This window comes from Aquimarina algiphila, from assembly GCF_007489275.1.
Lineage (GTDB): Bacteria > Bacteroidota > Bacteroidia > Flavobacteriales > Flavobacteriaceae > Aquimarina > Aquimarina algiphila.
The window spans coordinates 48,358-75,335 of sequence record NZ_VLNR01000046.1; the positions used below are offsets into that span (position 1 = coordinate 48,358).

At 34.1% G+C, this 26,978-nt stretch carries 27 protein-coding genes; 18 read left to right on the forward strand and 9 right to left on the reverse strand.

What is annotated here, in order from left to right; all coding sequences use genetic code 11:
* Window positions 1-33: 33 nt before the first annotated feature.
* Together FOF46_RS19635 and FOF46_RS19640 are read right to left on the reverse strand one after the other, a co-directional pair.
* On the reverse strand, window positions 34-939 hold the full coding sequence (locus FOF46_RS19635) for an NAD(P)/FAD-dependent oxidoreductase (RefSeq protein WP_143917616.1): 906 nt from the start codon (window positions 937-939) through the stop codon (window positions 34-36).
* A 305-nt stretch (window positions 940-1,244) separates the two neighbouring features.
* Window positions 1,245-2,636 carry a hypothetical protein gene (locus FOF46_RS19640; RefSeq protein WP_143917617.1) on the reverse strand — a complete coding sequence of 464 codons (1,392 nt, stop codon included), beginning with the start codon at window positions 2,634-2,636 and terminating at the stop codon, window positions 1,245-1,247.
* Between the two features lie 91 nt (window positions 2,637-2,727).
* Between FOF46_RS19640 and FOF46_RS19645 the strand changes: the two genes are divergently transcribed.
* From FOF46_RS19645 to FOF46_RS19665, 7 genes are all read left to right on the forward strand, one after another.
* Complete coding sequence (locus tag FOF46_RS19645) at window positions 2,728-3,090, forward strand: VOC family protein (RefSeq protein WP_109435951.1); 363 nt, start codon at window positions 2,728-2,730, stop codon at window positions 3,088-3,090.
* Between the two features lie 108 nt (window positions 3,091-3,198).
* Entirely contained in the window at window positions 3,199-3,864 is a 666-nt protein-coding gene (locus tag FOF46_RS19650; RefSeq protein WP_167571893.1) for a DUF2461 domain-containing protein, read from the forward strand.
* Between the two features lie 2 nt (window positions 3,865-3,866).
* Window positions 3,867-4,226: a TfoX/Sxy family protein gene (locus FOF46_RS19655; protein WP_143917619.1), complete on the forward strand. Its 360-nt coding sequence runs from the start codon at window positions 3,867-3,869 to the stop codon at window positions 4,224-4,226.
* A gap of 91 nt (window positions 4,227-4,317) precedes the next feature.
* Window positions 4,318-5,925, forward strand: a complete 1,608-nt coding sequence (locus tag FOF46_RS19660; RefSeq protein ID WP_143917620.1) for a tetratricopeptide repeat protein — start codon at window positions 4,318-4,320, stop codon at window positions 5,923-5,925.
* 137 nt (window positions 5,926-6,062) lie between these two features.
* A complete protein-coding gene (locus tag FOF46_RS32355; RefSeq protein WP_255412220.1) occupies window positions 6,063-6,221 on the forward strand; it encodes a class I lanthipeptide in 159 nt (52 codons plus the stop codon).
* 210 nt (window positions 6,222-6,431) lie between these two features.
* Window positions 6,432-6,584, forward strand: coding sequence for a hypothetical protein (locus tag FOF46_RS31675; protein WP_160114128.1), 153 nt, complete (start codon window positions 6,432-6,434; stop codon window positions 6,582-6,584).
* An 88-nt stretch (window positions 6,585-6,672) separates the two neighbouring features.
* Window positions 6,673-6,870, forward strand: a complete 198-nt coding sequence (locus FOF46_RS19665) for a hypothetical protein (RefSeq protein ID WP_143917621.1) — start codon at window positions 6,673-6,675, stop codon at window positions 6,868-6,870.
* A 185-nt stretch (window positions 6,871-7,055) separates the two neighbouring features.
* On the opposite strand, the gene FOF46_RS19670 is transcribed toward FOF46_RS19665, so the two are convergent.
* The 4 genes from FOF46_RS19670 to FOF46_RS19685 form a co-directional block, all read right to left on the reverse strand.
* Window positions 7,056-7,619 (reverse strand): REP-associated tyrosine transposase, encoded by a 564-nt coding sequence (locus FOF46_RS19670; protein WP_143917622.1) that lies wholly within the window; start codon window positions 7,617-7,619, stop codon window positions 7,056-7,058.
* Between the two features lie 67 nt (window positions 7,620-7,686).
* On the reverse strand, window positions 7,687-8,172 hold the full coding sequence (locus FOF46_RS19675) for an RHS repeat-associated core domain-containing protein (protein WP_167571894.1): 486 nt from the start codon (window positions 8,170-8,172) through the stop codon (window positions 7,687-7,689).
* 16 nt (window positions 8,173-8,188) lie between these two features.
* Window positions 8,189-10,783 carry a DUF6443 domain-containing protein gene (locus tag FOF46_RS32615; protein ID WP_143917624.1) on the reverse strand — a complete coding sequence of 865 codons (2,595 nt, stop codon included), beginning with the start codon at window positions 10,781-10,783 and terminating at the stop codon, window positions 8,189-8,191.
* A 21-nt stretch (window positions 10,784-10,804) separates the two neighbouring features.
* On the reverse strand, window positions 10,805-15,109 hold the full coding sequence (locus FOF46_RS19685; RefSeq protein ID WP_167571895.1) for a PKD domain-containing protein: 4,305 nt from the start codon (window positions 15,107-15,109) through the stop codon (window positions 10,805-10,807).
* Window positions 15,110-15,666: 557 nt separating this feature from the next.
* Here FOF46_RS19685 and FOF46_RS19690 point away from each other — a divergent pair.
* Window positions 15,667-16,857 carry a heparan-alpha-glucosaminide N-acetyltransferase domain-containing protein gene (locus FOF46_RS19690; protein WP_143917626.1) on the forward strand — a complete coding sequence of 397 codons (1,191 nt, stop codon included), beginning with the start codon at window positions 15,667-15,669 and terminating at the stop codon, window positions 16,855-16,857.
* Between the two features lie 37 nt (window positions 16,858-16,894).
* On the opposite strand, the gene FOF46_RS19695 is transcribed toward FOF46_RS19690, so the two are convergent.
* Entirely contained in the window at window positions 16,895-17,272 is a 378-nt protein-coding gene (locus tag FOF46_RS19695; protein WP_109436427.1) for a hypothetical protein, read from the reverse strand.
* Between the two features lie 472 nt (window positions 17,273-17,744).
* Between FOF46_RS19695 and FOF46_RS19700 the strand changes: the two genes are divergently transcribed.
* The 3 genes from FOF46_RS19700 to FOF46_RS19710 all read left to right on the forward strand — a co-directional run bounded on the left by FOF46_RS19700 (window position 17,745) and on the right by FOF46_RS19710 (window position 19,175).
* Window positions 17,745-18,161, forward strand: a complete 417-nt coding sequence (locus tag FOF46_RS19700) for a hypothetical protein (protein ID WP_143917627.1) — start codon at window positions 17,745-17,747, stop codon at window positions 18,159-18,161.
* A 153-nt stretch (window positions 18,162-18,314) separates the two neighbouring features.
* Complete coding sequence (locus FOF46_RS19705; RefSeq protein ID WP_208746799.1) at window positions 18,315-18,470, forward strand: hypothetical protein; 156 nt, start codon at window positions 18,315-18,317, stop codon at window positions 18,468-18,470.
* Between the two features lie 78 nt (window positions 18,471-18,548).
* Window positions 18,549-19,175 (forward strand): hypothetical protein, encoded by a 627-nt coding sequence (locus tag FOF46_RS19710; RefSeq protein WP_143917629.1) that lies wholly within the window; start codon window positions 18,549-18,551, stop codon window positions 19,173-19,175.
* Between the two features lie 7 nt (window positions 19,176-19,182).
* Here FOF46_RS19710 and FOF46_RS19715 read toward each other — a convergent pair whose 3' ends face one another.
* Complete coding sequence (locus tag FOF46_RS19715; protein ID WP_143917630.1) at window positions 19,183-19,920, reverse strand: hypothetical protein; 738 nt, start codon at window positions 19,918-19,920, stop codon at window positions 19,183-19,185.
* A gap of 36 nt (window positions 19,921-19,956) precedes the next feature.
* Window positions 19,957-20,547, reverse strand: coding sequence for a riboflavin synthase (locus FOF46_RS19720; protein ID WP_143917631.1), 591 nt, complete (start codon window positions 20,545-20,547; stop codon window positions 19,957-19,959).
* Between the two features lie 86 nt (window positions 20,548-20,633).
* Between FOF46_RS19720 and pdxA the strand changes: the two genes are divergently transcribed.
* The 7 genes from pdxA to FOF46_RS19755 all read left to right on the forward strand — a co-directional run bounded on the left by pdxA (window position 20,634) and on the right by FOF46_RS19755 (window position 26,825).
* Window positions 20,634-21,710, forward strand: coding sequence for a 4-hydroxythreonine-4-phosphate dehydrogenase PdxA (pdxA, locus tag FOF46_RS19725; protein WP_109436421.1), 1,077 nt, complete (start codon window positions 20,634-20,636; stop codon window positions 21,708-21,710).
* A gap of 158 nt (window positions 21,711-21,868) precedes the next feature.
* Window positions 21,869-22,408: a YceD family protein gene (locus FOF46_RS19730; protein ID WP_109436420.1), complete on the forward strand. Its 540-nt coding sequence runs from the start codon at window positions 21,869-21,871 to the stop codon at window positions 22,406-22,408.
* 10 nt (window positions 22,409-22,418) lie between these two features.
* On the forward strand, window positions 22,419-22,616 hold the full coding sequence (rpmF, locus tag FOF46_RS19735; protein ID WP_025743674.1) for a 50S ribosomal protein L32: 198 nt from the start codon (window positions 22,419-22,421) through the stop codon (window positions 22,614-22,616).
* A 171-nt stretch (window positions 22,617-22,787) separates the two neighbouring features.
* Window positions 22,788-23,783: a beta-ketoacyl-ACP synthase III gene (locus tag FOF46_RS19740; protein ID WP_109436419.1), complete on the forward strand. Its 996-nt coding sequence runs from the start codon at window positions 22,788-22,790 to the stop codon at window positions 23,781-23,783.
* 27 nt (window positions 23,784-23,810) lie between these two features.
* Window positions 23,811-24,302 carry an acetyl-CoA carboxylase biotin carboxyl carrier protein gene (accB, locus tag FOF46_RS19745; RefSeq protein ID WP_109436418.1) on the forward strand — a complete coding sequence of 164 codons (492 nt, stop codon included), beginning with the start codon at window positions 23,811-23,813 and terminating at the stop codon, window positions 24,300-24,302.
* A 91-nt stretch (window positions 24,303-24,393) separates the two neighbouring features.
* A complete protein-coding gene (accC, locus tag FOF46_RS19750) occupies window positions 24,394-25,740 on the forward strand; it encodes an acetyl-CoA carboxylase biotin carboxylase subunit (protein WP_109436417.1) in 1,347 nt (448 codons plus the stop codon).
* Between the two features lie 101 nt (window positions 25,741-25,841).
* Complete coding sequence (locus tag FOF46_RS19755; protein ID WP_143917632.1) at window positions 25,842-26,825, forward strand: helix-turn-helix domain-containing protein; 984 nt, start codon at window positions 25,842-25,844, stop codon at window positions 26,823-26,825.
* The last annotated feature ends 153 nt before the right edge of the window (window positions 26,826-26,978 follow it).

Genomic DNA, 26,978 nt, shown 5'->3' on the forward strand with positions numbered 1-26,978 from the left:
TATTGTTAAGAATTATTTAGATAGTTCTACGTATTAAAATTCCTCTTGAATCAAATAGTTGTTTATATGTACTCCTGTTAGGGTACCAGAAGAAACTGCAAGTGAAACTGTTCTTTTATTAGAATTATCACCACATGCATAGACACCTTCGACGGTAGTCTGGTGAGAAGTGTCTATTTTGATTAAACCTTCTTCTGTTAATTGACACCCAAGTTTTTCAGGGATATCACAATGTTGCTCGAATTGTGGTCCAGAGTAAATCGCTTCGACAACAGTTTTTGATTGATCATCAAAAGTAATGTGTTGTAATTTTCCATTTTCATGCACTATAGCATCAACCTCTTTTTCAATAATTTCAATATTATTTTTCTTAATTTTTTCTGTTTGTTCGTTTGTAAGTGTTGATTTGCCGTTGGTAAAGAGTGTTAGTTCTTTTGTCCAGTTGGATATTAGCTGAGCATAATGAAAAGCCATATCACCATTTGCTAAAATACCGGTTTTTTGGTTTCTAACCTCGTAGCCATGACAATACGGACAATGTATAACCGATATTCCCCAACATGCTGCAAAACCTTCAATATTTGGCATGATATCTCGTAACCCTGTGGCGAATATTATTTTTTTGGAAAGAAATAACGCTCCCGACTGGGTTTCAATTTCGAAGCTGTTATTGGTTTTTTTTGCAGTAGTGGCAAGATCTGCAAAAAATGATACCGTATTGTATTGTAGCACTTGCTCCTTTGCAATCGAAGCAATTTCTGAGGGTTTTTTTCCGTCTTGAGTGATAAAATTATGAGAATGAGGCGTTTGTCGATTACAAGGTTTTCCGCTATCTATGATCAAAACGGTTCTAAGAGATCTACCTAGAGCCATGGCGGCAGAAAGTCCTGCGTAACTTCCGCCAATAATAATTACATCAAAATTATTGTTATCTATCATTGGGTTATTTTTTTGTCAAAGATAATAATTATTACTTTATTGCGACATAGTTGCATTAATAAAATGTGATAAGGAGAACTACATAATCGAAACAGGAAATTTTGGATGTTTTAAAATTATCTGGAGCTGCTTTAAATTATATAATGATACACAGTCTCAAGTTAAACACAAGTATGGATAGAGCTACCATTTATTGGGTGTGAAATAGGTTTTGAGAAAGATTTAGCCAAAATTTGTGTTATGCTGCTTACTTCCCGGTATTTATATTGTGTAGTATAGCATTGTAGTGCAAGAAAGAAAGCTATTTAGCATTTTTTAAATATCCATTCTGTAAAATCTACATACCCCAAAATATGATCAGGGATAGGATACTCTTCGAGTTGGTCATTAAGATCAATAAAAGCTTTTCTTTTTTCTATAGCATCATATTCAACAGTTTTTGATAAAAATTTTAAGATAGTTTTTTCATAGAAAACTATGTTTTTTTGTTTTCTTAATTGTTTTTTCATAGAATCAATTAGGTAGCGTAATGTAAATCCATTGCCTAATTCATAATGTACAAGAAGGTTGAGCCAATACGTATGTGTGATTAAATCTTTGCGATCTTTTTTTGTTTGATGATTCAGGATATCATTGATCCATTGCAATGCTTTTTTGTAATCTTCTTTTAGGAAGTAGATATTAGCAAATTGAAAACGAAATGAAAGCCAATAGTTGTTAGGGACCAGAGTTTTGTGTGTGTTGATGAAGGTCTGAATTTCATTAATTACTTCATGGGTAGTGTGTAGGTCTTTTAGATTTCTATGGATCTCGAGTTCGATATTGTAGAGTCGCAATGTTTCTTTTATTATAGCTGCAGAGATGGTGGTTATTGTTTGGGCTTTTTGTTTTAAAAGAAGAATTCTCACAAATGCTTCTTTATATTGTTTATTAAATACCAGAAAACCAAGAAGATTATTATTAACAGAGAAATACATGGCAAAATATTCCTTTAGTAATTCTGGGCTCTGTTCCCATTCTTTGATTAAGTTTTCTAACGTTTGCCTTGCTTTATCTGTGTGTTTAGACAAGAGCTGTTTCCTGTATTTATGAAGGGTTTTGAGTGTTTTGTTTTGAAGAGAAACACTTTTTTTATGTGATAATGAGAATTGTGCAGGATCTACATTAGCTAGTAATAAATCGATATACTCATTAGTAGAGTCAAGGGTGTCTTTTTGTTTTTCTATGATAGTTTTTAATGTTGTGAAATCCTGAGGATATAGCGCTTGGTGTACTTTTCTTTTCCAGTCTTCTATATGAAATAACAACATGTCTTGTTGAAAGTTTTTGGCTTTCTTTTCTGCGCGATTTAATTCGCTTTTGCAGATTGAATATTGCCCTTTGTGATACAGAATTTCTACGTTACGTATGATATCCATAAGTTCTGCATTTTTTGAAATTCTAGAATGATAGCTTCGCAAAGATTGTAAAATGCGTTGTTTCAGGTAGTTTTTTATTGTTGTTAATTGAAGAACGAAGGTTTTATCTTTAAAAAGCGTTTTGATTTTTGTTTCATCATAGACTTTTTGTGCTTCTATAGCATCAAAGAGATGAAGGTATTCTGCGGATTCATTTCCTTGTGCACTTAATTTAAAATATCGTTTTTCGCTTTTGGTTAATGACTTGATTAGATAAAATAATTCTTCGTTTTTCTTCATTTTAGAAACCTATGTTTTTGCAAAAATATAATTTTTTTGATTCATATGATCGTTTACCTTTGAAGTATTAGAAACCAATAAATTATACATCATGTCAAATGCAATTAGCTGGTTTGAGATACCAAGCACAAATTTTGAAAGAGCAATAAAATTTTACAACGAACTTTTGCAAGCCGAATTACAGCCTATGGAAATGGATTTTAAAATGGCATTCTTTCCATACAAAGATGGAGGAGTAGGAGGTTGTGTTACCCATGGTAATGGTAATAAACCTTCACAAGAAGGTACATTTGCATACCTTAATGGGGGCGATGACCTGTCTGTACCTTTGGCTAGAGTAGAAAAAGCTGGAGGAAAAATTCTTATGCCTAAAACCTCTTTAGGAGAAAATGGTTTTATGGCTATTTTTCTAGATACCGAAGGAAATCGAGTAGCTTTTCACTCTATGAAATAACTCTCTTGTAGTTTAAGTTAATTTTGATATACATTTTATTTAGAGCTTATCGAAGTTGTCAAGATAGTATCTTCGATAAGCTCTATGTTTTCTCTTAAATTTATTACCATGCATTATTTTACACAAGACTTTGTTGCATTTTTTAAAGATTTGGCAAAGAATAATCACAAGGACTGGTTTCACGAAAACAAAAAAAGATATGAAACTAGCATAAAAAAACCCTTCGAAGTATTTGTTGGAAAATTAATTGAAACAATCCAACAATATGACACTAATATAGTGATTCAACCCAAAGACTGTATGTTACGAATTAATAGGGATATTCGATTTTCTAAAGACAAATCACCATATAATCTTCATTACACAGCTTTTATCTCGAGAGAAGGGCGTAAGGATAAAAGTATTCCTGGTATTTTTTTACGTTTTTCGCCAGAAATGATAGGGATTATGGGTGGATGTTTCGGGCCATCTAAGGAGCAGTTACATAAGATAAGAACTACAATCAATAAGGATGCAACAACATTTAGAAGCCTGTTAGAACATGCCGATTTTGTACAAAAATTTGGAGAGATCAGAGGAGAAACTATGAAACGTATTCCTAAAGAATGGCAAGAAGCATGTAAAAAGGAACCTCTGATCGCAAATAAACAATTCTATTTTGTAGGTGAAGAAGCTTCAGGATTAATTAGTAGCGAAAATCTTCTTGAAGAGGTTATGGAATATTGGCATACCATGCGTCCTGTAAATGAATATTTATTAAAAGCAATTCAGTAATTATGGCATATAATGAATTTTTAGCAGATCGAATACGTCAGATTTTTAGAGAACAAAAAGTCAATGTCTGTGAAAAGAAGATGATGGGCGGATTGTGTTTTATGGTAGATGATAAAATGTGCTGTGGAATTCATTTTAGCAAGAAAAAAGAAATGGATTTACTCATGGCAAGAATAGGAGTTGACGCTACAGAAGAAGCTATGAAAAAAGAAGGATGTCAACCCATGGATTTTACAGGTAGACCTATGAAAGGTTTTGTTTTTATAACCCCAGATGGTTTTGATCTTGATAAAGACCTGGAGTATTGGGTAGAATTATGTCTCGATTTTAACCCTTTAGCAAAAAGTAGTAAAAAGAGGTAAGTTATAAATTACGCTAAACTTCATGGTCTTAGCTTATAATCTCTGAATTTAAAAGTAATTCTTACTTTTGGATAATTACACATCCATCAGAATGACTTTTTCTACTCTACAAAATTTAGCTTTTAGGCTTAGTGTTACGTTATTTTTTTTAGTACTGTTTTCTGGTCGTATTTCTGCTCAGGATAAGGATAGTATTGCAATACAATACATTCTAAAGGGAAAATCTTTTTATAAAGCAGATGATTATGAAAAAAGTATAACGTACTATAATAAAGCTTTAGCGCTGGTAGAAAAAACAAAAAATGATGTTCTAATTGGGGATATACATACCAAGAAGGGACATGCGTATTTACTAAGCGGAAAAAATAAAGAAGCTTTAGATGCTTATGACAAGGGGTTGTCGATGGCCAAAAAAACAAAAGACCTGGATCAGGAGTTTGTTATCAACTCTGGACTTATTCAGGTTTTAAGAAGGATGAATCGATTGGATAAAGCTCATACAATTGCTTCAGGAATGATTAAGTCCTTGGATCAAACCTCATTTAAAAATACACATAACCATGTTAATATCCTTACTACGGTAAGTGATATATATCTTGCCCGAGAACAATACGATTCTGTATTGTTCTTTTCAAAAAAAGGAATTGAAGTCAGTAAAAATCTGGATTATAAAGAAGGTTTGGTTGATTTCTATATCAAAAAAGGAATGATATTCTATTATAAGAAAGAATATGATAAGTCATTTAAATATCTGTTTGATGCGCAAGATATTTTACTGGAACATGATATTACAAACCAGTCTTTCCCCAAGGTAAATATCAATTATTTTTTAGCAAGCTCTTATTATGAAAAAGGGTTGTATGATAAAGCCATTGAGATCCTACATAAAACTACCGACGCTGCAGAAGAAAAAGATGTAATGAAACCACCAGTGATTCAGTCGTATCTATTACTGGCTAATTGTTATGGCGAAAAAAAGGATTTTGAAAAAGCATTGTATTGGAATAATGAATATGTACGATTAATTGAAAACTATCAGAAAGATAAAGACGAAACCTTAAATAGCATTTATGAGAAAGATGCTCAAAAATTGAAGTCTGAGATAGAAAATTTAAAAAAAGAAAAAGGAGAAAACATAAAAAAGATCACCTTTGGAATAGTAACCTTACTTGTTTTGATTTTGATTTTCATTGTTTTTAAATACGTTAAAAAACAGAAATTAAATAAAATACTTTTTAATGATTTGCTAGAAAAAATTAATCAATTAGAATCTAATGGAGCAATTGATGTTAAAAAAGAATCTTCCAAAGAAATTATAATTGATGATGATAAGGTGGTTGAGGTACTTAAGGGGTTAACCCGATTAGAAGATCAGGAATATTTCTTAAAATCTGATTGTAGTCTAAGAGCAATGGCAAAAAAAGTAAAAACAAATGCTACCTATCTATCCAAAATTATAAATATTCACAAAGAAAAAAACTTTAATGACTATATCAATGATTTACGAATAGAGTATGCGTTAATGAGAATCAAGAACGATAAGAAATTTAGATCATTCTCTATTAAATCTATTGCAACAGAGATTGGATACAAAAGTGACTATTCGTTTGCTAAACATTTTAAAGCAAAAACGGGGATCAATCCATCGTATTATATCAAGAATATACAGAAGCAAGAAACAAGCTTTGAAACGGTATGATAGAGACACCCTATTTTAAACAAAATAGGGAAGCTTTATTATTTTTAATTTTGTAAAAAAATTACCTTCTCATTTTATTATACTGGAGGATTCTGAAAAGCCATAAAAGAGTAGGGAAAATTAACTTATCACATACCATGAAAAAGCACAACACAAACAAAATTAGCTTGAAAAAGCTTACTATTACTAGAATTAATGTAGCATCATTACAGGTAATAAAAGGAGGAACCAGTAGAGTTTCTGATACAACAGTATATAATATGGAAGCTGATGGTATTTGTTATGATGAAAAGTAATTAAAAACAAAAAATGATAGTAGAAAAACCCTGCAAAATTTACAGGGTTTTTTTATACCCCCATTTTGTTTAATATAGGGATACTTCGTTTTTATACCTTCATTTTCGTGTATACCTTCATATCAAAATCAATGATACATAGTACATTGATTTTGATAAGGGGCAACCGAAAACCTTAAGGATAGAGTAGGTAATCAAAACCATATCATTATGCTAAGTAACATTTTAAATTTAGAGGGAGTAACTACACTTCAGAAAAGCGAACAAAAAACGATTAAAGCAGGGACATATTATGGAGATCAATGTTTGAGATTTTGTTCAGGTTCCTGTTCAGGAGGGCGATGCTTTTTTCATATTGATTAATGTATAATTTTTCCCTGGAGTTTTTGCTTCAGGGAATTTTTATAATGACAAATTCAAAGCTCATTGTATAATTATAAAACCAAATCAAATGATTAAAAATATATTAAAAGTAGAGGGTGTTGCTGTTCTTAAAAGAAAGCACCAACAATCCATTCATGGAGGAAGCTATGATTGTCAAAACGTAGCCCGAAAATGTGTTGATGACAGTGATTGTTGTTCTGGCATATGCGGAGTCGAAAGAATAATTAATGGTCGTCCTATTCAATTATCGGTTTGTGCATTTTAAAGATTTTATTTTGAACATTTTATGTCAATATTGAATACCCTTATTATAAATTCTAATAAGGGTGTTGTTATATATGGAAAGCACTATAAGTTTCGTTGTTTTTATCCATAGAATGGCTATCTGGATAAAATAGGGAAAATTTCATCCCCGCTCCCGCTAGCGTCTCGCTAGTGGCGTAATTTCTTTTAAAGACCTAACAAATATCCATCATTATCTATTTCCAATACAGTATGATCATCTTGATAGTTTCTTGCGCTACTATATTTCCAATCTATAGGATTGGTTACAAAACCTGATTTTACAGGATTGTTGTGAATATAGTTAATCTTTTGCAGGATTACTTTATCTGTCCAAAGCTCAATAGGCTTATTGTGTTGTTGCCAAAATTGCATTTTACTAACTGTGACATTCTTTTTACCCGCTTTTTCAAACATCCATAATAACCATTCTTTTCGACTTTCTTTTGGATTTTCTTCTATTGCCTGCATAATCTTTCTAGAGGTATATCCTTTAAAATCTCTTATCAGTCCTGATGGGTCATCATTGGTAGAACGAAATACAAAGTGCACATGACTTGGCATAAAACAATATGCATAGACTTCCATTCCTTTTTCTCTCCTACAATAGTCTATACTTGTTGCCATTATTGATAAATATTTTTCTCTTGTAAATACATCTATCCAATAGACTGTAGCGAAGCTAACAAAGTATAATCCAGACTTATTATGGAACTTATAGTTTCTACTCATGGACACAAAATATAACAAGCCAGTTTCATTTTTTGAAACCAGCTTGTTTTTTACTTATATACCACCGCTAACCAATCTTTGAGGCCACTAGCGAGACGCTAGCGGGAGCGGGGTTATTAGCTGAAAAATGATAAGGTGTAACAGCGTAATACTTTTCTGCAAACCTATCTATCTTGTTAAATCTTCCTACAGCAGGGTCATAATCTCTCCAACCAAAGGCATAAGTGTTTTTTCCTAATTCTTTTTCATCTTCTTTTCCTTGATACGTTTGATAGTTATTTTCTGTACCAACAATGGTATTATTGTATCCTTTATGTTGTAGTCCAAAGGGGTAATAATTATTTTCCTCAATAATCTCATCTTGGGTAATGGCCCCATCTTTATTGGCGTCTTTGTAGGATAACCTAATATTATCTAGGTGATCTTTAAATTGATACACATACTTATACCCATCAGCTTCTTTTTCTACAATCCCTTCTTGGTGATTAAAGAACTCTAGGTTACCATTCTTATAGACGTAATTACCTGTATAATCAGTTACGCAAAAAAACAAGCGGTATACCCTTTTTTCAAGCGGTTGCCTTGCTACAAAGCAAAAAATAAGAACGTTCGATCNTGGCGTCTTTGTAGGATAACCTAATATTATCTAGGTGATCTTTAAATTGATACACATACTTATACCCATCAGCTTCTTTTTCTACAATCCCTTCTTGGTGATTAAAGAACTCTAGGTTACCATTCTTATAGACGTAATTACCAGCATACTCCGTTTCTATTAAAGAACTTCCACTTGGCGCAATTTTCTTTAGCTTTGCTCCAGTAGCGTCGTAAATATAAGTAATATTTCCTGTTCCTTGCGTATTGGATATAGAAACTGTTTTGGGTAGATTCAAATGATTATAGGTAATCCCTGTGATACCTTTGTTTTGATCAGTGATCATATTGCCATTATCATCATAAGTAAAATCATCATTGGTATTGGTACCATCTTTAAATCCAAAGGTGGTATTTCCTGTATCTGCAACTTTTAGAAGTTTATTACCTGCATCGTAGGTATATCCTAAATTATCCATCGCTCCAAAAGTAGTAGCTGCTTCATTAAGATGTCCTGTTCGGTTTAGGGATAGGATATTTCCCATTTTGTCATAGGAGATATTACTTAAGTTGTACCTACCATCATTACTAATTCCTGTGATGATTCGGTTAAGAGCATCATACGTATAATTATAACTTCTATTTATATTGTCATTAGCGGTTTGCCAAGAAGTTCCAGCGATATTGCCATTATACAGTGGATTTGCACCTTCATTATAATCGATATTAAAGCCAAACAGATCTCCATTGGCTGTTGTGCCCTCGTTTATGGTTTTTAGCCAACCTCTTATGTTATAGGTGTAATCTACGGTTTGTAACCCTTCGACTACGCTCAGGGTTCCATCGCCTGCACTGAGCGGAGTCGAAGTGCCGCCCACATCTTTTTGTTTCAGTTGACCAAGGGCATCATAGGTATTACTTACAATCTGCTCTGTATCCTGTGCATTGATCTTTTGGGTTTGAGTAAGGAGCCTCCCCATATGATCATAGGTAAATTGATCAATGGTTACAATCGTAGCATTACTGCCTTTGGTATGTCGGGTAGTGGTTTCTTCTACTTTACCTACAAAATCCAGTTTGCTTTCTATAATATCTGTTGTGTTTAGATAATCATTCTTACTGGCTACATATATTGGTCTTGATTTATCATCATAATAGGTTACTGTAGTAATCCAATCATTGGTATCTAATACCTGTACTTTACTTCCTGTGGGTAAAGACTTGATATTGGTATCAATCGTTTTTCCGTATACCGTTCCTGGATGGGTTAATCCATCGATATTAAAAGTATAATCATCATAATAATTAATAGTAAGTACTTTATATATACTTACAGGATATGCATCTTTGGTATAATATACTGGCGTCCCTGCAATGGTAATTGGGCTTGGTGTTTTGGTTTCATAAGCTTTATAGGTAGACGAACTTGTTTTGTTTCGTAGTAAAGCCACTGTGCTACCATTTTCTATTATTCCAGTATATGCTACTCTACCAAAAGCATCATATTTAGTGAACAACCATCTACTTTTTGCTCTTAGATTTGCATCTTGAGTAAGTACAGGTTGATCTAATGTGTTGTAAATAATATATTCCTTTCCTTTTCCCGGGATTTTCTTTTCTATCAATCTATTTCTGTGATCGTATGTGTATTGGTAACACAATTCGGCAAGCTCAGTGGTACTTACTCCATCTGCGGTGTTCACTTTTGGTGGAATCACATAGGTAAGATTACCATAGCTGTCATAGACATAATAGGTATCATGTGCTTCTGATGTTGCTGAAGGTGTCGAAGCATAGGTTCTCTTTAACACTACACGTCCTTGTTTGTCTTTATACTCTTTGGTCGTATGTAAATCTCCATCTGCAGGTGTCCAGTTCTCATCCTTGGTAATGGTTACATAGAGTTGATCGACTGCATAATAATTGTCTTGTATCAGTGCTGGCTTTTCGGTATCACCTCCTGTAAAAGTTACGGTAAAATTCACTACTTCATTAACCACATTGGTACCCCAGTCAAATTTGATCGTATGATCGGTATCGCTGTTGGGATCAGCTTTCCATGCTTTTCCAGGTGCACCTTGTTCTGTAACTCTATTTAGAGGGGAGGCCTCAAACACACTTTCACTATACGCATTAACATCTCCCAAATTAGTAGTAATCCCAGGAAAGTCATCTGAATATGTATTTTTATAATACGCATTGATATCGGTATTGACATCTACAGTTTTATAACTCCCCACTGTATTGTTCGCCTCAAAAGGCAAATGTTGCTTGGCTTGTCTACCATAGGCGTCATACTGCATATGGGTAACGATATCTTTACCATCGGGAGAGGCTTTAATCGCTCTTTGTTGTATGGGTCTTCCCAGGCCATCATAGTAGGTAACACTCTCGATGGTATTATCTACATCATTCGCATTGGCACAACTCACATTTTCCATATCAGTAATGGTTACTGCGGTTTGAGGAACCGTGGTATGGACATAATTCTTATCAGACAACACTACCTGGGCCTGCATTTGCAATCCCATAAGTAGCATCACTATGCTATATATAATTTGTTTTTTCATCTTGTTTTATTCTTTATGAGATTAATGTTGTGGTCCACAATTTGGGCAATCTTCATCAGAAATACTGGATACGACCACCATGAGTCTTGTGACCTGTTTACCTGTTAGGTTATCCTTAACTGTAGCCGTAATATTATACTCATGAGTCCCTGTTGCAAAATTGGAAAAACTGAACTGTGTCCCAGTACCTGAGCCAGCAGTTTGTGATGGACTAACAGCTTTAAAGGCTCTCCATGTGGTTTGACGTGATCCTGAACCCCCAGAAATACCTGTTACATTAAACGATACGCTTGCACTAGAACCTGAGACCGAAGTAGCAGACTGGCTTGTACTGACAACCATTTTAGGATATACTTTCAAGACTGGGCTATTAGCTCCCCATTTAGCATTTGCATTCTGCATCGTTAAGTCTACTACTTTAAATTTAATAGTATATGTTCCTGTATTAGGGAAATGATAAGAGTATGATGTCCCTGTAGCACTTTGCTTTACATTATTCACATACCATTCATACCTTCGAGATCCTGAACCCCCACCTATATTAGAAGCTGTAAATGTTGTAGTTGTTCCTCGCTCTATATGTGCTTTTGAGGCACTTACATTGGGGGTATTTAAAGGATGATACGCATATAGTTTTCGTATGGCACTATTTACTGATTTTCCGCTTTCATTATCAATCACTTTAAAATACACGTTATAAGTTCCTGCTGTATTAGGATTGTATCTAAAGGTAGTTGTTGTCGATGTTTGTTTTACGTTATTGAGATACCATTCATAGCGAAGGTTACCTGTACCACCTCCTATGCTCGATGCACTAAAATCAACATTGGTTCCTTTTACAATATGTGTATAATTTGCATTAACCAATGGTGTAGTTAGTTCAGGATATTTTACTATTACACTCATGGTATGACTTACTCTGTGTTTGGTTTCTGTATTGTAGGCCAATACCTTTACTTCATAAGTACCTTCACTAGTAAAGGTTTTGGTAAAACTTACTCCACTACCACATTGTTCTTGTGCACCATTCACACTCCATGTATATAGGTTAGCACTCCCACTACCAGAAGTATTCGCAGTAAAGGTTGCAGGCTGATCAGGAACCTTAGGCTGATCACCCGGAGTATCGATAATGACTCCGCCCAAAGCGTCAGACTGCTGACCTTGATAGTTATAGCGTACTTGCTGTACCACATGCTGATCCTGATCTAATGCATATTGCATTCGGTTCATATCATCATACCTATAATATGCCGTTTGTCCTTGTGGATTGGTCATACTGGTTACCCCGATTAATGGATCATAGGTATATCCGCTGATCTGTGCATTGGCAAAATAGGCATGCTCTCTTAGGTTTTTAAACAGAGTACGCATGGTCGTTTCTTCAGTAGCCGTATCTTCTGTATCTGAAGTTGTTTTTAACTGATTGATCAGTGTCGTTACTGCTGCAGGTATCCCCGTATAACTTGCATTATCAATTTTTGCAATGGGTTGGGTGTTGTTATACCCCCAGATATACATAATATGACGCCCATCGACCTGAGAAACCTCTAGAGGATTCCCCTGGGCATCATAGTTATGATAAGTTAAACGTGGCTCTGGGGTATCACCTCCTTTGGCCACCTTAGTGATCCCGGGAAGCACCATACCATTCCCCCAATCGATAAATTCTGTAACCTGAGTCCCAAGAATAGTGGTGTTTTCTTTGCTCTGTGTTTCTACAGGGGTCGTAATCCTGTTTTGAGCTACCAAAAGATTATTTACTGTACTATTTTTATCATAAGGATAACTATAGGTGGTCGTCAACGTTTTGTTATCACTATCTGTTGTGGTCTGTGTTTTTAGCTGACCATAAGGATTGTCATAGGTATACGAGGTCTCATTAGTCACTATTTTATCATCCAAAAACTCTCGGGTAGTGGTTTTAATTAGCTTATGTTCTTTAGGATAGTCTACATAAAAGTTATGAGCATAATCCCTTTCAGAATTTTGGGATACGCTGGAACCATTGTCGCCTGATTGATTAAATTGATCTCTTCCTACAACCATCCCATAAGCTTTTATCGTACTATGAATACTTCTGCCATAAGGGTATACCTCGGCATATTCGTTTATAGTTTCACGTTGTATAAGATATGCTCCTTGTTGATTTTTAAACACTTCGCTTTTAAGCATTTTTCCTTTTTTCCAATCGTTATTTATGGCTGTGGCAAAAGGAAAATTAATTGCTCCATTACTAGAGACCGAGTATTGGTTTCTGGTTTTTCCATTAGTACCGTCCTCTTCTATGATTTCAACCTGCTTATATAACACCGGGCTCCCCTGGTAACTAGTAACATCAGACATACTCTTAGCCATTTTATGTAATTTGGTAACTACATGAAGGTTATTTCTATGAGTGGTGGTATATTGAAATACTGCAGGGGATCCTGCCAGGATTCCACTATGTTTACCATCCCCTAAGCGGTAGCTATAATTTTTAGTTTTACAGTTACCTTCACCATCGCAATCTGTGGTCTGGCTAACGCGAATTCCTCCTACATATTTATAGGGATGGGGATCATCGGTTTGGGTACGATCTTCATATTTTATAGTATACTGTACATAAGCACTAGTCCCAATAGGAGTACTTATCCTGGCATGAATACGAACTTGTCCATCAGAGGAAAAACCGGTTTGGCTTTTAGAATCCTCGTAGGTATCGGGACATGCTACTCCTGGTTCGCATGGAATAGTTTCTCCATATGCCGTAAAATTAAGATTTATATTCTCATAGGTACATGCCTCTCCTACAGTGGTAATGTCAAAATCTACCTCAGCACCTATAAAACTATTATTTACACCTTCTCCTAATACTACTCTTGCATACGCGCTAACAATCTGGTTTGCCGGTACCTCTATTACAGTATCTAATACCTTGTCAAAAACTCCGATCTCTGATCTAATAATTTTGGTAATCGTTTTATTATGAGAATAGCTACAATTCTCTGTCCCAACATCACCAGTAGCTAGGACTCTATTTTGTTCATAGGTGATCTCACTATAGCCTCCTGTAGGATAGGTAATCTTTTTTAAAGCTCCTGATCGCGTTTTTAAAGCGTCAATCTCCCTGCTTTCTGCAGATAATAGCGAACCTGCAATACCATTATAATATCCCCAAAAATCCTGATATTTATAATTACTACTTGCAGGAAGGGTATTTGGGAAAGGATAATATTCGAACTGATACCATGGCAATATATCATCTCCATTACTTCTGGTAATCCCTAAAAGTGTTTTCCTGTTTTTTGAAGCATCATTATAGGTAAAATCATACTTCATGATTTGCCGGTTTGCATCCCACACTGACAATCCATTAAGTGCTAAAGTAGCTACCCCCTGGTCGGTGGCATTGCTAGTATCAAAACGTACTTCACCATTGGGAAACGTAATTTTTTGAAGTCGATGCCTGGTTAGGATGTTATCCTTATATCCCATCTGGGTTTCTGTAGCAATGGCAAATCCCGAGGTTTCTGATTCAGAATATACACGTTTGGTATAAATCTCTGCTGGACCATAGGTAAAATAAACATCCCCCTTATTATTGGGTAGTTGTACTCTTGTGAGTAAATAACTAACCGGTGAAGTATGGGTCACCGACTCAGAACCTGAACTATAGTGATGCGTTCCTGTTTCATGAATCTCAAAATGATATCGGATTCCGCTATCATTAGTCACTATAAAAATATCTCCATTCTTTTCTATGGTATAATTTCTATGGTTCAGAAATACAACATCTCCTATTTCATTAAAGACAAAACTACCATCAAGACCAGGTACACTAATGTTATATTTATCTTGTTCTGCATCATAGTTATTATCAGCAATGTTTTTAAAGATGCCATACTGTTTTTCACTGAACTCATTTGAAGGAAGGCTACCGAATGCTCCCTGAAGATAAGGTACTATTGTACTGGCTTTATAGGTCTGGTCTCCAAAATCATCATCCATTCCTCTAATTTGCTTGGTAATTCTTCCGTTAGCCATCAAATCCCAACCCATCCCGGTCATCGCATGATCTTGTTCGGTAACTAATCCCCCATAATTATAGGAGAGATAAATCGGCCATTCAAAACCACCAACTTTTATGGTGTATAACGGCACAGTATAATTGATCTTACCCGAGGCTAAATTTACCGGGATATCCCCATATTTTCCCAAACTTGCCGCTTCTGGTGAAACAGGAAAAACCTGTAAGGCTTCCTGTAATGGATTCGGTGCATTGGTTTCCTGACCCATAGTAATAGCACATACCATGAGCAAAAAACATAGAAGTTGTTTTTTCATAAATACTAATTTTGTGACTAATTTTAATTTTCCCTTTACGAATTTGTGACTAAAACTATATTCAAATATCAGGTTTATCCCTTGCCTATCATTATGTTTGAAAAGCATAATCGAACATGTATTTAGCGGCACAAAAAACGATGTTTTTTCAACAAAAATTTTACGGGTTTCCCCATGTTTTCTGTTTTCCTTGTACAAGAATAGTAAAAGCCAGTTTCATTTTTCGGGACTGAGAATTTTTTAAAGACTTTTTTTGTTAAAATTTGAATAAAAACAATCAAACAGACTAAAAACATTAGTTTTCATAAGGCTTTAAGCGGCATCATACTATTCTGGTATTTTTAAAAAACTTCTTTTATAATTGAAATTTATACGTATCTAGCTCAATTTTTAGGTGAATTTTCTCAAAAATCAAGCTATTGAGATTGGATTAAGAAAGTCTTTATTACGTTCATTCATTACATCCTGTTTAATATCTATTCTTTACTGTAGTTTGCAGAATTTTATATTGCTAATACTTCCAATTTATTTACCTTTCTGTAGTTTTAAAACAGTATATGACTGTTAAAGAGAATTTATACACTGGTAGGATAACATCTATAGATGTATTTAGAGGGATTACTATTTTTGCAATGATCTTTGTAAATGAATTGGCTGGGGTACAAAACGTGCCTTTGTGGATGAAACATGCTCTTGCTGAAGAGGATCGTATGACTTTTGTGGATATTGTATTTCCGGCATTCTTATTTATTGTAGGTATGTCTATTCCGTTTGCCATAAATACCCGATTAAAGAAGGGAGGAACTTCTATAAAGATATGGACACATACGATCAAAAGAACTATTGCGCTATTGGTTATGGGTCTTTATATGGTAAATGCAGAATACGGATATAATGAAGCAGAAATGTTTATTCCTATCGCATTATGGGGTTTTCTGGCCTATACACTTCCTATTCCGATCTGGAATCAATACTCCAAAAACTTTTCTAAACCGTTACAATACAGTTTGCAATATGGAGCCATAGGGCTTCTGATCATTATGTATTTTCTATATGTACAGGATACGGGTGAGATCGGAATGACTATAAAATGGTGGGGGATTCTGGGACTTATTGGGTGGGCATATTTGATCACCTTTATTGCTTATTGGTTTACTAAGGGTACCAAAATAGGAATGTTGGTTATCTTAGTCATTTGTATTGGGATCAATATAGCACATGCTGCACAATGGGATCAAAAAGAAGGGTTTTCCTGGATAGGAGTTATTGGTAGTCATTTTGCGCATACTTCTATTGTCGTTGCAGGAGTCATTACATCACTCTTTTTCTTCGAAAACAACTCAAAACGTATCCTAAACCTTAAGGCTATTGTATTTGCTGTGTTTTTATTTGCCATTGGATATGGATTACGCCCGTATTTTGAAGTATCCAAAATTAGAGCAACCCCATCCTGGTGCTTATATACTGCTGGGATTTGTGTACTTCTATATTACCTATTGTATTATATAATCGAAGTAAAAAAAATAGTGCAATGGTCTAATTTTATAATGCCGGCTGCTTCAAATCCATTATTGATTTATATTATCCCTGGAATTATTTTATACCTAAATATGCTCCTCGGCATTCATATCTTACCCGAGGCATTTACCAGTGGCATTCCGGGAATCCTCTGGTCCTTGATTTTTACTATAATTATGGTATTCATTGTACAGTTTTTTAATAAGGTTCATATCAAGCTTCGTTTATAACTATTTAGATACAATTGAATATTTCTTTTTTTAACCACTATACTAACTTGATATCTTCCTTAAATAATACGTGGATATACTCGGCATGTATCTCTGCATGGTGTTTATTCTCTAAACAATGAAACAATAAATGAATCAATCCATAATCACCCAAAGCATCTCTATATTCATGCTTCTCCTTATTTTTAACCCATAAAATAAAGGAACATAAATGACCAATTTCCCCTAACTTCTGAGGATCTTTCAAACATTCCCGAAATTGATCCAGCGTCATACGAGCATACTCATTATACTTTCTTTTACAGAAATTATAATCAAAAGTATGTTTATACGATTGTAATTTTCGGTTTTGTATTTCATAGTTCATACCACTCATAACATAAGAATCATTTGCGTTAGGTAACTGTATTATCATAGTCATACGATTTGGGTTGTTATCTATATTTTTGCAAAACGTATGCCAAGTCCATAAAAAATTAACTTAACAAAAAGTGAAAATCTCTTAAAATTAGCAATTAGTGACTGATGCAGTTGGCTTTGGAATAATTCCAATACAAAGTTACAAAATTTGGAATAATTCCAATATATTCATTTTAAATATTTTTGAAATTATAGCATTTTTAAAGTCATCAAAAAAGACAGAATCCGTATACAGATTTAAGGCTTGAGATCCTGATAAGAAAAATTTAACATCCCCTAAGTCATTGAAAATTAAATTCTTCTGTGATATACTGTGGTAAGAGCATCTTAAAAACTAAGGCTATGCTACAAAAAACTCTTATCTTGCCGTTGTTCTTTTTAATCTCTCCCCATTATCACAAGAAAAGAGCAGTTATTGATAAAAGTGAATATCACTATATTTTAAAACGAACTTGCATTAATCTGACATGAGTATTTTTGAAGTAGTACGACTACTATTAGATTTTGGATTAGTTATTTTGATATGGTTAGTTCAATTGGTTATCTATTCGGCTTTTCCATATTATGGACATAAAGAACTTATGCTGTGGCATAAAAAATATACGTCAAGAATTACATTAATAGTAATCCCTTTAATGATAGGTCAATTAGTAATTAGTATCATTGAGATCTTAAAAAACACTTCAATGTTTAACATTATTATTTGCTTATCTATATACAGTATTTGGATCATCACCTTCTTTTTTATTGTCCCTATTCACAAGAAAATAAACAAAAGTCTATACACTCCTTTTGCACTTCGTAAGCTTATCAAGATCAACTGGTTAAGAACAATTTTATGGACGCTGATTTTTGTATTAAGCTTGATGCAAAACATGATTTAAAAAGAAGTATTGTTAATAAAACCTGATAAGTTTATTTTTAAAAATGACGGTTGACCGTTACATTTACTTCAGAATTTGATGCACTATGGTATGTTTTTTGGGGAAAGAACTACTATAATGAAAAAAATGGGAAAACAAATCAAATCAAGAATTATGCGGTATAAAGTAATAGATGCAAAAAGTCAATATTTTGGTGAAATATTGGATTTCGAATCCTGCTCTACACTAAGTGATCTAGGAGGAGTACTCTTAAAAATTGAAAGAAACAGGGTTTCACTTTTTAAATTTAATGAAGTAGAATTGGTATAATTACAATTCTACTTCTCAACACTTTACTATAACCCTTCTGTTTCTATTTTAGTATAAAATCATATCTTTTATTACTATATGAAACAAGTACATCTCACTTATATTTTATTTTTAGTTTGGATCGTCAGTAGTTGTCAAAATGATACTACTATTGATAACATTCAAGATATTCCCAAGGTCACGAAAGAAGATAAAAGTTACGCCAATGTTTTTAGCATATTAGATGGCCATTGGAAAGGAGATTTCTTAATATTTGAAGATCAAAACCCTGTCCCCAAAGAACAATTAGAACTACAACATATTTCTTTATCCAGCATACAAAAAAGGCAGCTTAAACAAATTAATAGTATAAAAGTAGAGCAAGTATACTCTTCAGAAACTCCTTATTTTCAAAAAGTAACTATTACCGATTTTTATCCCGATTCTGGACAAAAAATAGTGAGTAAAGGTGTAAATAAAATCCAGAATGGACAGATGTGGTGCGTTGTAAGAAAACCAGACGAAACTGTAATACATGCAGGAAATACTGAAGGTGATAATACTATAATTTGGGAACGCAATGAAAAAACTCCTCAAAAAATTGAGTATTTTAAAGAAACTGTCTCTGACCGGTTTTATGAAATTATAGGGTGGGGATATTACCAAAATGACAACCCTTCAAAATCACCTAAATTATGGTTCTATGCCAAATACGAGAAGCAATAGATTCTATCTACTTGTCTGAAATCATACGTTCAGATAAAACTACATCATCTATCCAAATGCTCCGGGTCCCTCCTCCAGTTTGATAATCAACCCATCCGATGAGCATATTTTCAAAAACAGGGAACTTCCATTTACCATCGATTTCATTCGACACGCAACCTTCTCCTTGATCAACTACAATAATAGACTCGATCAATACATTGTTAAGCCATAATTTCATGGTATCCTTTTCTCCATCAAACATCCATTGTAGAGTAAACCACTTTTCTTCTGGAATTTTGGTTTGAGAATGTTGCCAACAATCACTTTTTACTCCTTGAGTTTCATAATTAGCCATTAACCTTTTCTGATGTTGACCTCCATATCTTATTTCAGATGAAAAATCATGATCTTTCACTTTTCCTGAACTTTGAATCATGGTCCAATGAATACCATCACGGGGAGCTTCTTCTACATACATTTTTAGCCGACCATAAAAGCGATTTTCCTGTACCGGAAAAATATGATCTATCCCTATAAAAGCTCTATTCTTATACCCTTCTCCTGAAGTAAAATGTACTGATTTTTTACCACTAAATGCCCTTAAGGTATCTACAACGACACTACCATTTCCTGTTTTTTCCCAAGGATGACCTGGTAATTTACCTATACTTTGGTTTTCAAAATCATCCTCAAAAAGGATCGTATTATTTGTGCAAGAACACCATAGAAATGTACATACAATAAAAAGAAAATAATTTTTCATCTGTTTTATACCCTTTTATTATAGCCATAATAGTTATTAAACCCCTAATTCTGTAATTCTTTTTACATATTTCCCAATAACATCAAACTCTAGATTAACTACAGTTCCTACTTCGAACGTATTAAAATTTGTATGTTCATAAGTAAAAGGGATAATAGCTACGCTAAACTCATTTTTTTTAGAATTCACTACAGTAAGACTCACTCCATTAACAGTAATCGAGCCTTTTTCTATAGTAATATTATGTAAAGCAGCATCGTATGTAAAAGTAAAATACCAACTTCCATCTGCTTCTTCGACAGCAGTACATACTGCTATTTGATCTACATGTCCCTGCACTATATGTCCATCTAACCGAGCTCCAAGCTTCATTCCACGTTCTAGGTTTACAATCGCTCCCTGAGTAAGATCATTAAGATTAGTTTTATCTAATGTTTCTTTGATTGCTGTTACTGTATATGTATCCTCTTTAATCGATACCACCGTTAAACAAACTCCATTATGCGCTACACTTTGATCAATTTTGAGTTCTGAAGTAAAATTTGCACGCACAGTAATATCCAGATTTTCTTTATCTATTTGTAGAGAAGTAATCGTTCCTAATTCTTCGATGATTCCTGTAAACATAAATGCGAATTATTTAGTTAAATTTGTGGCTTGAAGTTTGAGTCTTGATTTTAAGATTCAAAAATACTGATAAAGTAGTTTATATAATGAAGAAAGAAGAAAAAATAAGATTAGGGATTTCGATAGGTGATCTTAACGGCATAGGAAGCGAGGTGGTTCTCAAAACTTTTGAAGATTCGCGAATGTTAGATTTCTGTACTCCGGTAATTTTTGCCTCTGTAAAAATTCTTTCTTTTCTCAAGAAACACTATAAAAGTAATACCAATTTACATGGCATCGATAAAACCTCTCAAATCCTTGACGGAAAGATCAATGTATTGAATGTTTGGAAAGAATCAGTAAGTATTAATTTTGGACAGGAAGACGAAAAGGTGGGAAGTTATGCAATTAAATCACTTGTGGCGGCCACCAAGGCATTAAAAAATGATGATATTGACATATTGGTAACAGCACCAATTAATAAGCATAGTATCCAGTCAGAAGAGTTTAAATTTCCAGGACATACTGATTATTTGGATCAGGAATTAAACGGAAACAGCTTAATGTTTATGATCACTGATGATCTAAAGGTTGGTTTACTTACAGATCATGTTGCAGTAAAAGATATTGCTGAAACCATAACCCCAGAACTTATCGAACAAAAAATAAGTACTATCCATAATGCACTTCGACAAGATTTTGGTATTTCAAAACCAAAGATCGCTGTACTGGGTATTAATCCGCATAGCGGGGACAATGGTGTTATTGGTAAAGAAGATGAAGAAGTTTTAAAACCTACTATTCAAAAAATCAATGATTCTGGTAAATTAGTATATGGCCCCTATGCTGCAGATAGTTTTTTTGGATCTAATAACTACAAAGCTTTTGATGCAGTAGTGGCTTCTTACCATGATCAAGGTTTAATTCCTTTTAAAACACTTTCTTTTGGTAAAGGGGTAAACTATACTGCAGGATTACATAAAGTACGTACTTCACCAGATCATGGCACTGCTTTTGAGATTGCAGGAAAAAATCAAGCAGATAACAGTTCTTTTAAAGAAGCTGTATTCGCTGCACTTAAAATTTTTAAAAACAGAAATGAATATAATGAATTGACCAAAAACCCATTAAAGAAACAACCTCGTAAACCACAAAATAAAGCAGGGAGAGAGCAGAAATTATAAACCTAAAAAATCCTAAAATCTATTCCCTAAAACCCAAAACCAGATTAATCACTAACAATCTGATATAATTTTGTTTACAAAAATACTTTCATAACGAATTTTTATTATCTTTGCACCCGCCTTTATCGAATCGATAGGCGTCTGAAACTGATGATGAAATGAAACAACTTAAAGAGTATACCATTCCTTTCGTTGGGCTGAAGCAAGGATTACACCAGTTTGAGTATCAAATTGAAAACACGTTCTTTGAACATTTTGAGTATGATGACTTTAATTCGGCTTTAATAAAAGCTGATCTGGAGTTTAACAAGAAGACAACTATGTTTGAGCTTCGGTTTAAAGCTTCAGGAACTGTTAATGTAAATTGTGATCTCACCAACGAACCTTTTGATTTACCTATTCAAAACGAATTGTTTTTAGTAGTGAAGTTTGGTTCAGAATATAATGATGAAAACGAAGACATTCTTATTCTACCGCATGGAGAATATGAAATAAACGTTCAACAATATATTTATGAACTCATTGTTTTGGCAATGCCTCCTAAAAGAGTTCATCCTGGTGTAGAAAATGGTACATTAAAATCTGACATACTCGAAAAACTAGAAGAATTAAGTCCGAAAGAAAAAACAATAGTAGATAACGATGAGGAAACGGATCCTCGTTGGGATAAATTAAAAAACTTATTAAACGATAAATAATAGCTAAGCAATGGCACATCCTAAGAGAAAAATATCGAAAACCAGAAGAGATAAAAGAAGAACGCATTATAAAGCTACTGTTCCTCAAATAGCTACTGATCCTACTACAGGAGAAGCACACCTATATCACAGAGCACACTGGCATGAAGGTAAATTATATTACCGTGGTCAGATTGTTATCGATAATACTGAGGAAGAAGTAGCATAACAATACTGTTAAAATTTTAAAGATAGCTCTCACAAATGTGAGAGTTTTTTTGTTTTTAGTTGAATATGTGTCAAAATCCAATTATTTTGCGCCATATTTGTGTATAATTTAGTAATTTCAACGACTTTTTGGGCATTTTTGTGCTGTAGTTCGTGAAACTAAAACTAAGATATGAGTAAAATCACAGCCGCTATCACAGCTGTAGGCGCATACGTGCCAGACTATGTGTTAACTAATGATATATTAGCAACAATGGTCGAAACTAACGACGAATGGATTACCAGTCGTACAGGTATAAAAGAGCGAAGAATACTAAAAGACAAGGACAAAGGAAGTTCTTACTTGGGTATTAAAGCGGCAGAAGATCTGATTTCCAAAAAAAATCTTGATCCTGCAACAATCGATATGGTGATTTTTGCTACTGCAACACCTGATCTCCCTGTTGCTGCCACAGCAGCATATACCGCTTCTCAAATTGGAGCTGTCAATGCATTTTCTTATGACCTACAAGCAGCTTGTTCCAGTTTTTTATATGGAATGTCTACTGCAGCCAGTTATATAGAATCCGGAAGATATAAGAAGGTCCTACTCATAGGAGCAGATAAAATGTCTTCTATTATTGACTATACTGATCGAACTACCTGTATTATCTTTGGAGATGGTGGTGGAGCAGCTCTTTTTGAACCAAATCATGAAGGTTTGGGGCTACAAGATGAATATCTGCGTACTGATGGTATAGGAAGGGAGTTTCTTAAAATTGAAGCAGGAGGATCTATCCTTCCTCCAACAGAAGAAACTGTTGCCAAAAGACAACATTTTGTGCAACAAGATGGAAAAACGGTATTTAAATATGCTGTTTCTAATATGGCAGATGCCAGTACAAAAATTCTGGAACGTAATAACCTTACTGGTGAGGACGTTAATTGGCTTGTTGCACATCAAGCTAATAAACGTATTATAGATGCTACTGCCAAAAGAATGGAACTAGATCAGAGTAAAGTACTCATGAATATTCAACGATATGGTAACACTACCTCAGCAACGTTGCCACTACTATTACACGATTACGAAAAACAACTCAAAAAAGGGGATAACATAGTATTTGCTTCATTCGGTGGAGGCTTTACTTGGGGTTCTATTTATCTTAAATGGGCCTATAACTCCTAAACAACTAAAACACACAATACCCACATTATGGATTTAAAAGAAATTCAGAATTTAATTAAATTCGTGGCCAAATCAGGCGCAAGCGAAGTAAAGTTAGAGATGGACGACATTAAAATCACCATCAAGACTGCATCAGACGAAAGCAAAGAAACTACAATTGTACAGCATTTACCTGTTAGTAACCCTGTTACTCCTCAGGCCGTAACACCTGTGCAAACAACACCTCCTGCAACTACTCCTGCCGCAACAGAAAGTAGTCCTTCAGAGGATGATTCAAAATACCTAACTATTAAATCTCCTATTATAGGAACTCTATATAGGAAACCATCTCCAGACAAACCAACATTTGTAGAAGTTGGCGACACTATAAAAGAAGGAGATGTACTTTGTATTATCGAGGCTATGAAACTTTTTAATGAAATTGAAAGTGAAGTTTCTGGTAAAATTGTAAAAGTATTAGTTGACGACTCTTCTCCAGTAGAATTCGATCAACCACTATTCTTAATAGACCCATCATAACCCAATTTTAAAATTCCAATATACAAATCCCAAAATCCGGTTATACTGGAATTTGGAACTTGGAATTTGAGATTTTTAAATTTTAAAAGTTATGTTTAAAAAAATTCTAATTGCAAATAGAGGTGAGATTGCCATGCGAGTAATCAGAACCTGCAAAGAAATGGGTATAAAATCCGTTGCAGTTTATTCTACTGCAGATGCAGAAAGCCTACATGTACGTTTCGCAGACGAAGCGGTTTGTATAGGACCTGCACCCAGTAGTGAATCGTATCTTAAAATGTCCAACATCATTGCAGCTGCAGAAATCACAAATGCTGATGCTATACACCCCGGTTATGGTTTTCTTTCTGAGAATGCTAAATTCTCTAAAATTTGTGAAGAGCACGAGATAAAATTTATCGGTGCTAGTGCAGAAATGATAGACCGAATGGGTGATAAAGCTTCTGCAAAAGCCACTATGAAAGCTGCAGGGGTGCCAACCATTCCTGGAAGTGAAGGTATTCTGGACTCTTTTGAAGAAACAGAAAAACTTGCTGATGAAATGGGATATCCTGTAATGCTCAAAGCTACTGCAGGAGGTGGAGGAAAAGGTATGCGAGCCGTATGGGAAAAAGAAGAACTAAGAAAAGCATGGGATAGTGCAAGACAAGAGGCTGCAGCTTCCTTTGGTAATGACGGTATGTACATGGAAAAACTCATTGAAGAGCCACGTCATATAGAAATTCAGATCGTAGGAGATAGCAACGGTAGAGCATGTCATTTATCAGAAAGAGATTGTTCTGTACAACGTAGGCACCAAAAACTTACTGAAGAGACTCCTTCGCCATTCATGACAGATGAATTGCGTAAGAAAATGGGAGAAGCTGCTGTAAAAGCATCTGAATTCATAAAATACGAAGGTGCTGGAACAGTTGAATTTTTGGTGGACAAACATCGAAATTTCTACTTCATGGAAATGAACACTCGTATCCAGGTAGAACATCCAATTACAGAGCAGGTTGTTGATTATGATTTAATACGAGAACAAATTCTTGTTGCCGCCGGAATCCCTATTTCTGGTAAAAATTATTTCCCACAACTACACTCTATAGAATGTAGAATTAATGCAGAAGATCCATATAAAGATTTTAGACCTTCACCTGGAAAAATCACCAATTTACACATTCCTGGAGGACATGGGGTACGAGTAGATACTCATGTATATAGTGGATATATCATTCCACCTAATTATGATTCTATGATCGCTAAATTGATCACTACTGCACAAACACGTGAAGAAGCGATCAATAAAATGAAAAGAGCATTAGATGAGTTTGTTGTAGAAGGGATAAAAACCACCGTTCCTTTTCATAGACAACTTATGGATCACCCCGATTATGTTGCAGGTAATTATACAACGAAATTTATGGAAGATTTCGAAATGGAAGATCCAAAATAACTACAAATATAAAGCCTCAGAAATGAGGCTTTTTTTTACCATTTGATCCTGTCTGACATGACATTGTATCTGTAATTTAACTTATTAAAAAAGCTTTGGATTTGAAAAACGAAATAGTCTATAGCATAACTAGCCCTCAAAAATGGCAAGAGGTTATCCATAAGAATACGTTTTCAAAATTGAAAGGAAAGAAGTTGATTTTACAAGAAAAATCTGGCAAAGGTACTATTGACGTTGTTAATATTCAAGAAGGGCTTGCTATTACATTTATAAACGTAACCTTAGCCAGTAATCTAAAATTAAAGAGGATAGCAACAAAAACCAATGACCATTTTATACTTAATTTTTACTTTTCCAGTATAAACATAAAAGAGAAAATAGATACTATGGTTCAATCATTAGGATTCGATTTTTATAGTATTATGCTATATTCTTCAATGACTGAATCTGAATCAATTATACCTGCAAATATTCCTGTCAGCATTTTCAATATTACTTTCTCAAAAAAATGGCTGCATCAAAATGTTTTGGGCGCAGAAAATAAGGCAAATAATCTCCAAAAGTTTTTTGGCAAGCAAGGTCCTATCTATTTATATGAAAATTTAGATTTTAATTTTAATACTATTTTAAAAGAAATTACTCAATCTTCAGAAAACATTAATAAAATATCCTTATTCTCTAATGTATTAAGACTTCTAGCTAACTTTTTCAAGAAAATAGAAGCAAGATCTGTTATAGGAAAAGACGCATATATTAATCCCCAAGATTTGGAAAACTTGTTAAGAGTTAGAAAAACAATAGAGCATAATTGGCACGAAAAACCTTCTAACGCGGTATTAGCAGAACAAGCAGGCATGAGCCTAAGTAAGTTCAAACAATTATTTAAACAGGTTTTTGGAGATAGCCCGTATCAATATTATTTAAACTTCAAAATGGAAAAGGCTCTTGAATTACTTCAAAAAAAAGAATATTCTGTCTCTGATATTGGATATATTGTTGGATACTCAAATCTCAGTCAGTTTTCAAAAATTTTTAAAAAGAAATATAATTTTCTCCCCAGTGAAGTGAACAGTAATAAAGCTTAATACCTCACCATCTTCAATTATGGCTTTTTGGAGCATTTAATTACCTTTTAGAGGCATAATGTCTTAACCCACTCTAATAACTTTGTTTTCATAAAGTTAGTTTCTGTTTGGATCCAATAGTGCACTACAGTAACCAAGTTTAATCAAAAATAA

Excerpts from the sequence above, each read along its gene's own strand:
- FOF46_RS19720 (WP_143917631.1), bottom strand. The coding sequence starts at position 20,547 with ATGTTTACAGGAATCATCGAAGAATTAGGAACGATTACTTCTCTACAA.
- FOF46_RS19710 (WP_143917629.1), top strand. The coding sequence starts at position 18,549 with ATGAAACAAGTACATCTCACTTATATTTTATTTTTAGTTTGGATCGTC.
- FOF46_RS19655 (WP_143917619.1), top strand. The coding sequence starts at position 3,867 with ATGGCATATAATGAATTTTTAGCAGATCGAATACGTCAGATTTTTAGA.
- FOF46_RS19705 (WP_208746799.1), top strand. The coding sequence starts at position 18,315 with ATGCGGTATAAAGTAATAGATGCAAAAAGTCAATATTTTGGTGAAATA.
- FOF46_RS19660 (WP_143917620.1), top strand. The coding sequence starts at position 4,318 with ATGACTTTTTCTACTCTACAAAATTTAGCTTTTAGGCTTAGTGTTACG.
- FOF46_RS19700 (WP_143917627.1), top strand. The coding sequence starts at position 17,745 with ATGAGTATTTTTGAAGTAGTACGACTACTATTAGATTTTGGATTAGTT.
- FOF46_RS19650 (WP_167571893.1), top strand. The coding sequence starts at position 3,199 with ATGCATTATTTTACACAAGACTTTGTTGCATTTTTTAAAGATTTGGCA.
- FOF46_RS19690 (WP_143917626.1), top strand. The coding sequence starts at position 15,667 with ATGACTGTTAAAGAGAATTTATACACTGGTAGGATAACATCTATAGAT.
- FOF46_RS19685 (WP_167571895.1), bottom strand. The coding sequence starts at position 15,109 with ATGAAAAAACAACTTCTATGTTTTTTGCTCATGGTATGTGCTATTACT.
- accC (WP_109436417.1), top strand. The coding sequence starts at position 24,394 with ATGTTTAAAAAAATTCTAATTGCAAATAGAGGTGAGATTGCCATGCGA.
- FOF46_RS31675 (WP_160114128.1), top strand. The coding sequence starts at position 6,432 with ATGCTAAGTAACATTTTAAATTTAGAGGGAGTAACTACACTTCAGAAA.
- accB (WP_109436418.1), top strand. The coding sequence starts at position 23,811 with ATGGATTTAAAAGAAATTCAGAATTTAATTAAATTCGTGGCCAAATCA.
- FOF46_RS19695 (WP_109436427.1), bottom strand. The coding sequence starts at position 17,272 with ATGATAATACAGTTACCTAACGCAAATGATTCTTATGTTATGAGTGGT.
- FOF46_RS32355 (WP_255412220.1), top strand. The coding sequence starts at position 6,063 with ATGAAAAAGCACAACACAAACAAAATTAGCTTGAAAAAGCTTACTATT.
- rpmF (WP_025743674.1), top strand. The coding sequence starts at position 22,419 with ATGGCACATCCTAAGAGAAAAATATCGAAAACCAGAAGAGATAAAAGA.
- FOF46_RS19740 (WP_109436419.1), top strand. The coding sequence starts at position 22,788 with ATGAGTAAAATCACAGCCGCTATCACAGCTGTAGGCGCATACGTGCCA.
- pdxA (WP_109436421.1), top strand. The coding sequence starts at position 20,634 with ATGAAGAAAGAAGAAAAAATAAGATTAGGGATTTCGATAGGTGATCTT.
- FOF46_RS19730 (WP_109436420.1), top strand. The coding sequence starts at position 21,869 with ATGAAACAACTTAAAGAGTATACCATTCCTTTCGTTGGGCTGAAGCAA.
- FOF46_RS19645 (WP_109435951.1), top strand. The coding sequence starts at position 2,728 with ATGTCAAATGCAATTAGCTGGTTTGAGATACCAAGCACAAATTTTGAA.
- FOF46_RS19665 (WP_143917621.1), top strand. The coding sequence starts at position 6,673 with ATGATTAAAAATATATTAAAAGTAGAGGGTGTTGCTGTTCTTAAAAGA.
- FOF46_RS19635 (WP_143917616.1), bottom strand. The coding sequence starts at position 939 with ATGATAGATAACAATAATTTTGATGTAATTATTATTGGCGGAAGTTAC.
- FOF46_RS19640 (WP_143917617.1), bottom strand. The coding sequence starts at position 2,636 with ATGAAGAAAAACGAAGAATTATTTTATCTAATCAAGTCATTAACCAAA.
- FOF46_RS19715 (WP_143917630.1), bottom strand. The coding sequence starts at position 19,920 with ATGAAAAATTATTTTCTTTTTATTGTATGTACATTTCTATGGTGTTCT.
- FOF46_RS19670 (WP_143917622.1), bottom strand. The coding sequence starts at position 7,619 with ATGAGTAGAAACTATAAGTTCCATAATAAGTCTGGATTATACTTTGTT.